Annotated in this window: 11 protein-coding genes and 1 tRNA gene; 11 read left to right on the top strand and 1 reads right to left on the bottom strand. The window is 31.9% G+C overall.

Annotation, left to right across the window (positions count from 1 at the left end; translation table 11 throughout):
- The first annotated feature begins 5 nt into the window (after positions 1 to 5).
- From ACIQ0D_RS09115 to ACIQ0D_RS09090, 6 genes are all read left to right on the top strand, one after another.
- The gene (locus ACIQ0D_RS09115; protein ID WP_395804876.1) at positions 6 to 179 is read left to right on the top strand and encodes a diacylglycerol kinase; all 174 of its coding nucleotides are present in this window, start codon (positions 6 to 8) and stop codon (positions 177 to 179) included.
- Positions 169 to 894, top strand: coding sequence for a DNA repair protein RecO (recO, locus tag ACIQ0D_RS09110; protein WP_395804874.1), 726 nt, complete (start codon positions 169 to 171; stop codon positions 892 to 894). The genes ACIQ0D_RS09115 and recO overlap by 11 nt, the downstream gene beginning before the upstream one ends.
- A 139-nt stretch (positions 895 to 1,033) precedes the next feature.
- Positions 1,034 to 1,108 (top strand) — tRNA-Val (locus ACIQ0D_RS09105).
- 134 nt (positions 1,109 to 1,242) lie between these two features.
- Positions 1,243 to 2,463, top strand: a complete 1,221-nt coding sequence (locus ACIQ0D_RS09100; RefSeq protein WP_395804872.1) for a site-specific integrase — start codon at positions 1,243 to 1,245, stop codon at positions 2,461 to 2,463.
- Positions 2,464 to 3,179: 716 nt separating this feature from the next.
- Positions 3,180 to 3,365, top strand: a complete 186-nt coding sequence (locus ACIQ0D_RS09095; protein WP_395804871.1) for a hypothetical protein — start codon at positions 3,180 to 3,182, stop codon at positions 3,363 to 3,365.
- A gap of 185 nt (positions 3,366 to 3,550) precedes the next feature.
- Positions 3,551 to 4,291: a hypothetical protein gene (locus ACIQ0D_RS09090; protein ID WP_395804869.1), complete on the top strand. Its 741-nt coding sequence runs from the start codon at positions 3,551 to 3,553 to the stop codon at positions 4,289 to 4,291.
- A 51-nt stretch (positions 4,292 to 4,342) separates the two neighbouring features.
- Here the strand turns inward: ACIQ0D_RS09090 and ACIQ0D_RS09085 are convergent, their stop codons facing one another.
- Complete coding sequence (locus ACIQ0D_RS09085) at positions 4,343 to 5,161, bottom strand: hypothetical protein (protein ID WP_395804867.1); 819 nt, start codon at positions 5,159 to 5,161, stop codon at positions 4,343 to 4,345.
- Between the two features lie 180 nt (positions 5,162 to 5,341).
- On the opposite strand from ACIQ0D_RS09085, the gene ACIQ0D_RS09080 reads away from it, so the two are divergent.
- The 5 genes from ACIQ0D_RS09080 to ACIQ0D_RS09060 all read left to right on the top strand — a co-directional run bounded on the left by ACIQ0D_RS09080 (position 5,342) and on the right by ACIQ0D_RS09060 (position 10,073).
- Positions 5,342 to 5,656 (top strand): hypothetical protein, encoded by a 315-nt coding sequence (locus tag ACIQ0D_RS09080; protein WP_395804865.1) that lies wholly within the window; start codon positions 5,342 to 5,344, stop codon positions 5,654 to 5,656.
- Between the two features lie 221 nt (positions 5,657 to 5,877).
- Entirely contained in the window at positions 5,878 to 6,495 is a 618-nt protein-coding gene (locus tag ACIQ0D_RS09075) for a hypothetical protein (RefSeq protein ID WP_395804863.1), read from the top strand.
- Positions 6,476 to 7,129: a hypothetical protein gene (locus ACIQ0D_RS09070; RefSeq protein WP_395804861.1), complete on the top strand. Its 654-nt coding sequence runs from the start codon at positions 6,476 to 6,478 to the stop codon at positions 7,127 to 7,129. Before ACIQ0D_RS09075 ends, ACIQ0D_RS09070 begins: the two co-directional genes overlap by 20 nt.
- Positions 7,130 to 7,416: 287 nt before the next feature.
- The gene (locus ACIQ0D_RS09065) at positions 7,417 to 8,892 is read left to right on the top strand and encodes an N-6 DNA methylase (protein WP_395804859.1); all 1,476 of its coding nucleotides are present in this window, start codon (positions 7,417 to 7,419) and stop codon (positions 8,890 to 8,892) included.
- Positions 8,889 to 10,073 carry a restriction endonuclease subunit S gene (locus tag ACIQ0D_RS09060; RefSeq protein ID WP_395804857.1) on the top strand — a complete coding sequence of 395 codons (1,185 nt, stop codon included), beginning with the start codon at positions 8,889 to 8,891 and terminating at the stop codon, positions 10,071 to 10,073. The genes ACIQ0D_RS09065 and ACIQ0D_RS09060 overlap by 4 nt, the downstream gene beginning before the upstream one ends.
- The last annotated feature ends 47 nt before the right edge of the window (positions 10,074 to 10,120 follow it).

Here is a 10,120-nt window from a genome sequence, read left to right as displayed (position 1 = left end):
TTATTGTGGAGTTGATCAATACGGCAATCGAAACTTTAGTTGATTTAGTTTCACCGGAATTTAATCTCAAAGCGGGCTTAATTAAGGATATTTCGGCGGCGGCGGTATTGATGGCAGCTATTTTTGCGTTCCTTGTAGGATGTTTTATACTTTTACCTAAACTAATCCATGCTTTATAAAACTAGAGGCATCGTTTTCAAAACCACCAATTACTCCGAAAGCAGCGTGGTGGTGCAGGTATTTACTGAAAAATTCGGGCTTCAATCATACTTGATTAATGGCATCAAAAAACCGAAATCGAAGATTAAGTTGAACAGTTTGCAGCCCCTGCATTTGCTGGATATGGTTGTTTATCATAAGACATCTGGAAGTATTCAGCGGGTATCGGAACTTCGGCATCAGCCTGTATTTTTAACTATTCCCTATGATATTGTTAAAAGTTCAATTATTCTCTTTTTAAATGAAGTGCTTTATAAATCGCTAAAGGAGCATGAAGCAGATGAAGTTTTATTTGAATTTTTGTTTCATGCGATTGAGATCTTGGATAGCGTTAGCGCGGGTTTAGCCAATTTTCATCTTTACTTTTTGCTCCGCCTAACTCGTTTTTTGGGGTTTTATCCCGATATGACCCTTGCAGCAGAGGGAGCGTATTTCGACTTGATGGCTGGTGGATACACGCAACAACAGCCACCACATGCCTTGATTCTAGAACCGGCTTATGCGGCAGTCTGGACCAGCATTATTAATTCCAATTTTGATGATTTAGAAAATTTGAAATTCTCTGCCGCAGCAAGGAAATTTTTATTGGAGAAGATTTTGGTTTATTATCGATGCCATGTAGAGGGTTTCGGACAGATACGATCGCATGAGGTATTGGAGGAGGTGATGGGGTAGGTGGATTTGATTTGTATGATAAATCGAAGGTAAAAGAGTTTTTCCAATATTTAAGCACCTATTTATGAGTCTTTTAGCATTATTTTTCAAATTAATTTTGAGAAATTAAATCCTAAGCCTATATTTGCACTCCCAATAGGGGAGATTAGCTCAGCTGGTTCAGAGCACCTGCCTTACAAGCAGGGGGTCACTGGTTCGAACCCAGTATCTCCCACGGAAGAAAGCCCTTCAGATTTAGTTCTGAGGGGTTTTGTGTTTTTTAGGATTTTTTGATAGTGCTGAAAATTCTCCTTTTTAGAGCTTTAGTTTGCACATAGTTTGCACATCATGACCATAATCTAAATCCTTATGGTACATGTAAGAACTCTTCTAGATACTAGAAGAGCACGATTTGATGGTTCATTTAACATCATTTATCGTATTACCCATTATAAAAAAGTTTATACCCTTTCCTCAGGTATATCTGTACATACCAATCATTGGAACTCACATTCATCTGAAATAGACAGAATTCACCCTAATGCAGCTCGTTTAAATCTTAAGCTATCTAAACGATTTTTTGAAATTCAGCGTGCTATATTAGAACTTGAAGATCATTTTTCTATCGAGGAATTAAAAGCCTTGTTAGAGGGTAAGCCTAAGCAGGTTGAAGAACCCATCACCTTTAAAACGTTTTCAGACAAACTGATAAAAAATATGCACCAGATTAATAAATCTGGGAATGCTCTCATTTATCAAACTGCTGTGAACAGGTTTTTAGCTTTCTGTGGAAATCCTAATATTCTGTTTAATGAAATCAACTATACCCTATTAGAACAATTTAGTCATAGCCTGGCTATTCAGGGATTAAAAGTGAACAGTATTTCTAACTACTTCAGAACCTTGAGAGCCATTTATAATAAAGCTATTAAGCAGAAGGTTGTAGAACGTACTTTTTATCCATTTTATGACCTCAAGATTAAATCCGAGCGTACGTTGAAAAGAGCCGTATTGAGGCAAGATATTGCCAAGCTAGAGCAATTAGATCTTTCTGAAAATAAACCAGCTAAAAGGGCTTTGGACAGTTTCCTGTTAAGCTTCTATTTAATTGGAATTTCATTTACAGATATGGCTTATCTTACTAATAAGAATGTGATAGAGGGTAGAATAGTTTATCGCAGAAGAAAGACTCATAAAGAATACAGCATTAAGTTATTTCCACAGGCTAAAGCTATTCTGGAATCATTTTATCAAGAAGATTCTAAATATCTAATACCTATTCTTCCCAATAATGTTGTTGAAGATAGTTTAAGGGCAAAGAAGCTAATTCATCAATGGATTAAAACTACTAATAAGTATATTAAGAGAATGGGGATTGATGTTGGTATTCCTGCACCATTAACCACTTATGTTGCCAGACATACTTTTGCTACTACAGCAAAAAAGCTTGGTTATTCCAATGAGCTAATAGCTGAAGCTCTTGGTCATGAATACGGGAACAAAATAACTAACATTTATTTGGATAGTTTTGATAGTGTTGTTGTGGATGAAATGCATCTGCATGTAATAGCTCCTTTAGATAAAGAGTAGTTGAATGGTTAAATTGAACGAGAATCAGTTAATATCAGCATTTTGGGAGGAGCTTCTTAAAGATATGCAGTGGGTTATGGTTGATTTCATAGCTCACTGTATTGAAAACACTTTTGCAATTCATAAAAAAGAGCATTAGTTGATATACTAAAGAATCGAAAAAAGCATTTGCTGAATTTTCTTTTTGAATTGAACACAAGAATCCCCTGCGAAATTTTTACATTTCTTACAGCTTGTAAAAAAACAGTTTTTAAATGTTCCTTTTTAGCCTTTAGAATTATACTTATACAATACTGTACGTCATAAGCCCTAACCACTTATTTACACCCACACTGGAAACTTAAAATCCCTGTTTATTCAGGACACTCATTACTATGTGTAATGCTCCAGCCTACTATTTTCGTATGTAATTCCTTTACAACCTATCGGAGAAAACGCCCCACTATGTTTGCCTATTATTTCAAGGCTGCAGTTACAATCCAACTTCTGAGCTGCTTGTTATCCCTCTTTAAGGATTCTTTCTACAGCTGTACCCCCTAATTTCTTAGGAAGGGTTGCACTACAAATTTACAAATAAAACACTTAAAAAAGCAAGGAAATGAGGCTTTTAAGAAACTTTTTGAATAACCAAATTAGTTATAAGACAATAACAACTTTGATTATTCTCTCAAGGGTAACTTTTGCCTTATAATACCCATATTTTAAAAAAAATGAAGATGAAAGAACACTACATTATAGAATATTTAAATTGCAAGAAGAACTTCCAAAAGGATGCTGTACAATTCCAAGGACCACAAGCTTTTGAAGAAGCTGTTTTATGGGGCAAAAAGAATCTGGAAAACTTCCAACTGGATATGATCAGAGTTGTTTATTTAAAAAAATCCATGGATAATGAGAATTAGAAACAGGAATATTTAAGGTCATTAACTTGTGCAATTCCAAAATAAATCAATATTAAAATTGTATGAAAATTATTAAATAAAGTTTTGAAAAGGTATTTTAATTAAAAGGCTATAAATTTGCAAGCAATGAAGTTGAATTTTTGAAAAATCCACAAAAACTAAGTGCGGGAAGGTGAGCTGTAATTATGACTAAAAAGAAAGAGGAAATTCAAGAAAAATTAAATATTGCAGCTTTTATTACAAGGAAATATAATATTGGCGACAAAAACTATTTTTTCAATAAATTTAAGAATGTAGAAAAATTACAGGTTATAGTTGCTTGGGAAAATGCAGAAAGAAAAATTCAAAATAAAGATATTAGTAAAAAAACTTTGACCCTTACAGATGAAGAAACAGATATTTTAAATTTTAAATTAAAAAACTACGTAAACATACCCTACAATTTCTTTGGTTTTCTTACTGAAAATTTTGATGAAAAAAAGCATAGGCTTTCAGAAGAAAATATTGAAAGAAGACTAAGACAAATACTCGCAGAAAGATATCTAAAATTAATTTCAGAAGAAATAATCATATCTGATCAAAAAAGACGAAATCCAATTAAATTTCTAATTAATTTTTTCAGAAACAACCCTCGTCCCTTCATCATGGGATTTGTATACATAGCGTTCTTCATTTGTTTGTTAAGCTTTAATAGAATTAAAGATGGACTTACCTCCCCAGAAGAATTAACAGAACGAATTCGTGAAAAATCAAAATATCAATATAGAATAGGAGCAATTTGTAATGATGGATGGGAAAGTGAAGCAACTGGTAGCGGTGCATGTTCACATCATGGTGGAGTATCAACTTGGGTTTATAAAACAGAATTCAAAAAATCTATTCAACAATGTAATAAGGAGGCTAAAGAAATCTCTTGGTTAGATTAATTCCACAAAATGAAATTTTAAAATAAATACCAATTAATTTTTTCTATGGATCTATACCCAAGTTGCCACTATTTCGTCATTTAAATACTTATCTGTTTTTTCAACTAGTTTTTTTAGTAAATTATCATTTTGTGAATAATGATCAAGTAAACTTACTAAGAGAGTCATACTAGCAACTAAATTCTCAATAGAATTTTTATATATTATTAACTTTTTGTTAATATCCTCATCTCTCAGTTGAAAGTAAAAAAAACCAAAATGGTCATATTTTGAGAAATAATTATAGCTATCATATATTGATGCACCTGTTTTTTTTAACTCTACGGTATTATTAAGTTCATTGAATAAGTATTTGGGAGTATACTTTTTTGCAAATTTAGGAACTGGTTTACTCCCATCACCATTATGAGATTCTATAAGCATACCTGCTTTAATTGCAATATCATTAAATATACTACTAAGTTGTGCCTCATTTATGAAATTATTCTGTTTAAGATTTTCAAAATGATTAAAAGCATTATCTAGACCATCTGATAAAATATTTTTACAAAAATTACTCACTTGAACATCTAGCACCTCTTTTTTCTCCTCTTTATTTTTTGACTCTAGAATAATTCTGTAAACATTCATAGCAATTAGACTATCTAAAAGACTAGCTCTCATTATAACACCTAAACTATACTCATATTTGGTTTCCTCGAAGAACTTGTCTAATAGTAGGGATATGCTTTTACAACTCAAATTAAGTCTTTCTATTAGGCCAAAACAAAACTTTTGAACTTCACTTAACTCCTTATCAGTGAAGTGTTTTAGTGCTTTGTCAGTTATCTCTTCTATAAAATCTAAATGATTATTAAGTCTCTCTTTCATAAAATCAAATTCAAATGCTAAATATTTTATGTCAAATTACTAAAATTTTAATCATTTGATCCCTGACTTTGAAACATGTTAGAACAACCAATTACGCTAAATGACATAGAATAATAGAACTACAATTAGAAATTTAATTAACCCAATATATAAAGAAGGTATTTTTTTTATATTTATACTATGATAAACTTTAATCAACCAACAGAAATCTGGATTATTGCAATCTTGTACTTTATTCTTTCTTCAATTACAGCTTTGGACATTAGGCTAATACAAGCAAGAAAAGCTGGAATGATTGGACCATTAGATGATCATCTTCCTAAGTGGGTAGCTGCACTATATTGGATTGAATGGGGTTTATTTATATATCTTGCTTTTATAGATTGGAAGTTCGCAGCTTTGGTTTTTGGTTTAAAATTTATTCTTAAAGTATTACCAGTATTAGAAATTATTGGAAATATACTAATGAGGCCATTTAAAAACAGATCCCGTTAAGGCATGGGAAGGTTTTCCAACTGTCCTTTTGTTAAGCACCAGCATCAAAAATATTTACAAATAATAAGGTGAAGTTTAAGCCTCAAAAAGCGAGATTTGAATGAGTCTTAACACTCTAATCACTGAATAATTATTTATGGAAGCGCTACGCTAAATTCTACAAGACATTGGAATTTTCTTCATAATGAGTTTAATACATTGAATTACGGATCAATAATTACTTGTTAGAATTAAGTATTTTTACAAAAAATACTTTCTTAAAAATTAAAACGGTCAGTTTGAGCATACTAAACCAGATAAATTGTGAAAATTTGCTTAGTAATTTTTGCAGTCTAGATAAAGGCAATCAAGCCGAATGGATACAAGTAATCATATCAGCATTAGGGATATTTTTTATTGTATACACATTACGGGCACAATTACAAGTAACAAAGATTGAACAACAAAGATTCAAACAAGACAACATTCCGATCTTCAAAATGAGGTCTTTACCAGCAGAACAAATTATCCGTATGGTGGTAAATAACCATGTTGGTGAATATAAAATTTTAATCAATAAGCTACCTGCAGGTATTTCTATAGAATTGATGAATATCCACAATATTGAAGGGTTATTAGAAGGCAGTATTGTAAATTGGAAATACGAAGTTAATGATCAATTATTTGGCAAAAGTGGCGAAGATGAAATGATGGAATTAACAGTTTTATACTCAGACCTTTATAATAATTATTACAGACAAGAAATCTATTTATTTCTAGATGGGACAGGTGCTAGTTTCCCACCACTTTTTATTGGAAAAAAAATCAACTTAAAAAATTATGATAGAAGAAAAAATTAATTTGATCGAAAATAGAGTTTTACACTCTCTGTACAGTGATATGATTACAATAAAAAGCCCATCATATAGAAGCATCAAATACTTGATTTCCTTTCTTATTTGTTCTTTAATTAATTCTGTACTTGTTTTTTGTATAATTAATTTTGAAGCAGTTTCATCAAAAATGCATCCATATGGCCTAATTTTAAATGTAATCGTAATTGGTATTGGCTTTAGTTTTACTCTTCAATTTCTCCCACTTGCACCATCAATTGTATTAAATGGTTTAATTAGGAATTTATTTTTAACTGAAGAAATTACAATAACATCTAACCTATTAATCTTAAAAAGATATAATCTTTTTGAAACTAAAATACCAATAAGTGACATTAGATGGTTTGAATTTAAATCAGAAAAAATAATAAGAGATTTTTCAGGTGTACCTTTATTAATCCCTAATTATAGTTACACACTTAAAATTAATTTATTAAAAAAGTCTAATTCAATTAAATTCTTTAGATCCATTAAAGAAAATGAAATAGAATTCGTTTCTCAAACAATAAAAAGTGCTTTAATACAAAGAGGAATTGTTTTAAAGGAAGAAAAGTATCTTACTAGATTTTTTTTGACGATACAAAGAAACTCTGAATTATAAAGCTTAACATTTAGAATCTTTATCATCATTATATTTTTTGAGTTGGTAGCTCATCGCACTTTTATTCATTTTTAATTAATAAGTAATAAAATTCGCCTTTCCATTTTAGGTTTAATTTAAAATTCTCTAGATTTACCCATAAGGCTAATGACCTTAACCACACATTTCAAAAATTAAATTAACTTACTAAATTGGAATTTCAGGCCAAAAAACGTCTTTTTAGGTATTCAAATCCAGTACATTTATAGCCATAAGCGTTTTCGCTTAATAATATTTTAAATTAACACATGATTACAGGAGAAATAAAATCACAAGTAGATAAAATATGGGAGTCCTTTTGGACAGGTGGAGTATCAAATCCATTAACTGTAATTGAACAATTTACCTATTTGCTGTTTATTCGAAGACTCGATGAGACCCAGCTATTAGAAGAGAAGAAAGCCAATATGATTGGCCAACCAATAGCTCATGTGCTTTTTTCTCCAAATCAACAAGAATTACGTTGGAGCTCTTTTAAAAATAAGGATCCCCAAACCATGTTTGATCTTTTTACCCGCCCATCAATAGGTGGTGTTACTGTGTTTGATCACATGAAAGAAGTTGGTGCAGAAGTTGGTGTCTTTGCACAATACATGAAGGGTGCTACTTTTATGATTCCTACTCCCAGACTGCTGGATCAGGTGGTGCAGATGATTGATAAAATCAAGATGGAAGATAGAGATACTAAAGGCGATGTCTATGAGTATTTACTATCTAAAATTGCTACAGCAGGCACCAATGGACAGTTTAGAACACCAAGACATATCATCAGAATGATGGTGGATATGGTACAACCTAAAAAGGAAGATACCATTTGTGATCCTTCAGCAGGAACAGCAGGTTTTTTAGTTTCTTCTGGGGAATATTTGCATGAAAAACACCCTGATTGGTTTCATGAGAAATCCTTTAGAGAGCATTACAATAGCAACATGTTTACAGGTATTGAATTTGATAATACCATGTTGCGTATTGGTGCCATGAATTTGCAGTTGCATGGAATAGAAAGCCCTAATTTGATTGGTAAAGATGCTTTAAGCGAAGGCAATGGGGATATTAGAGATAGATTCTCCTTGATATTAGCCAATCCCCCTTTTAAAGGCAGTTTAGATTATGATGGGGTGGAAACCTCCATTCTAAAAATGGTAAAATCTAAAAAGACAGAATTGCTGTTTTTAGGATTGATGTTACGCATGCTTAAAACTGGTGGAAGATGTTCAGTGATTGTCCCTGATGGTGTTCTATTTGGTTCTTCTAATGCACACAAGCAGATTAGACAAGAGATTATAGAAAACCACAAGCTGGATGCAGTGATTTCTATGCCAAGTGGCGTGTTTAAACCTTATGCAGGAGTAAGTACAGCTGTCTTATTTTTTACCAAAACAGGTACAGGCGGCACAGACCAAGTATGGTTCTATGACATGCAAGCAGATGGATATACTTTAGATGATAAGCGCTCTGATACAAAAGAAAATGATATACCAGATATTGTAACACGCTACCATAATTTAGCTTCAGAAACCAACAGATTACGCACTGATAAAAGTTTCTTAGTACCATTTGCAGATATTAAAGCTAATGACTGGGATTTGTCTATTAACAGATACAAGGAAGTAGTCTATGATGAAGTGACGTATGCACAACCATCAGTGATTATTCAAGACATCAAAAATCTTCAAGAAGAGAACAAGCAGAAATTACTAATCTTGGAGGAGTTGTTGAAATGATTCAATTAGTAAAATTGAGCACGCTTTGTAAAATGCAAAGTGGAGGAACTCCTTCAAGATCTAATCTTGATTATTATGAAGGTGATTTTCCATGGGCAAAAATCAGTGATTTAGAAAAAAGTGATGATGGATATATTTATGAAACTGAAGAACATATTACTCAAGATGCTTTAAAGTCAATTAATAATAGACAATTTTCACCTGGAACACTCTTATTAGCAATGTATGGTTCAGTTGGAAAAACTGCAATTACGAAAATCCAGTTAACAACAAATCAAGCAATTCTTGGAATTAATATTTTAGATGATAATATCTTAGATATAAAATATTTAAAGTTTTGGTTCTCAACTATTAAGGAAAGATTATTAAATAGAGCTGTTGGTGCAGCATTGCCAAATATATCATTAGGAATTGTTAAAGATCTTGAAATCCCCCTCCCACCACTCCCCCAACAACAGAAAATTGCCAACATACTGGATGCAGCAGATGCCTTAAGACAGAATGACAAAGCATTAATTGCCAAGTATGATGAACTCACACAAGCACTGTTCTTGGATATGTTTGGGGATCCTGTGAGTAATCCTAAAGGGTGGGAGAAAGTGTTTTTAAAATCTATTTGTACTAAAATTACAGATGGAACACACTTCTCACCTGAACCACAAGAAATAGGATTTCCATATATTACAGCAAAGCATGTTAAAAATCATGGACTTGACTTTTATTCTAAACCAACCTATATTAGTGAAGAAGCTCATAATGAGATTTACAAAAGATGTACACCTGAATATGGTGATGTGCTTTATATAAAAGATGGTGCGACTACAGGAATTGCTTGTATAAATACATTTGATGAACCATTTAGTATGCTTTCAAGTTTGGCATTGATTAAACCAAACAAAAAGACACTTAACAGTTATTATTTATGTCATTGGTTGAATAATCCAAAGATTAAGAGTAAACTTTTATCTGAATTTATGTCTGGAGCTGCAATTCAGAGATATACATTAACAAAAATAAATTCTTTTGAATTATATCTTCCACCAATTGATTTACAAAACCAATTTGCAGAGCGAGTGACACTAATAGAAGAACAGAAAGCAATTGCACAAAAGAGTTTAGAGAAATCAGAGAGTTTGTTTAATAGCCTGTTGCAAAAGGCGTTTAAAGGGGAGTTGGTATGAAGAAATTCTATTTATTAATACTTGTATGTGCAGTTTTAGTTTCTTGT

Origin of the sequence: Daejeonella sp., assembly GCF_044342615.1 — a bacterium.
Lineage (GTDB): Bacteria > Bacteroidota > Bacteroidia > Sphingobacteriales > Sphingobacteriaceae > Daejeonella.
This window is presented reverse-complemented; position numbering and strand designations above follow the sequence as displayed.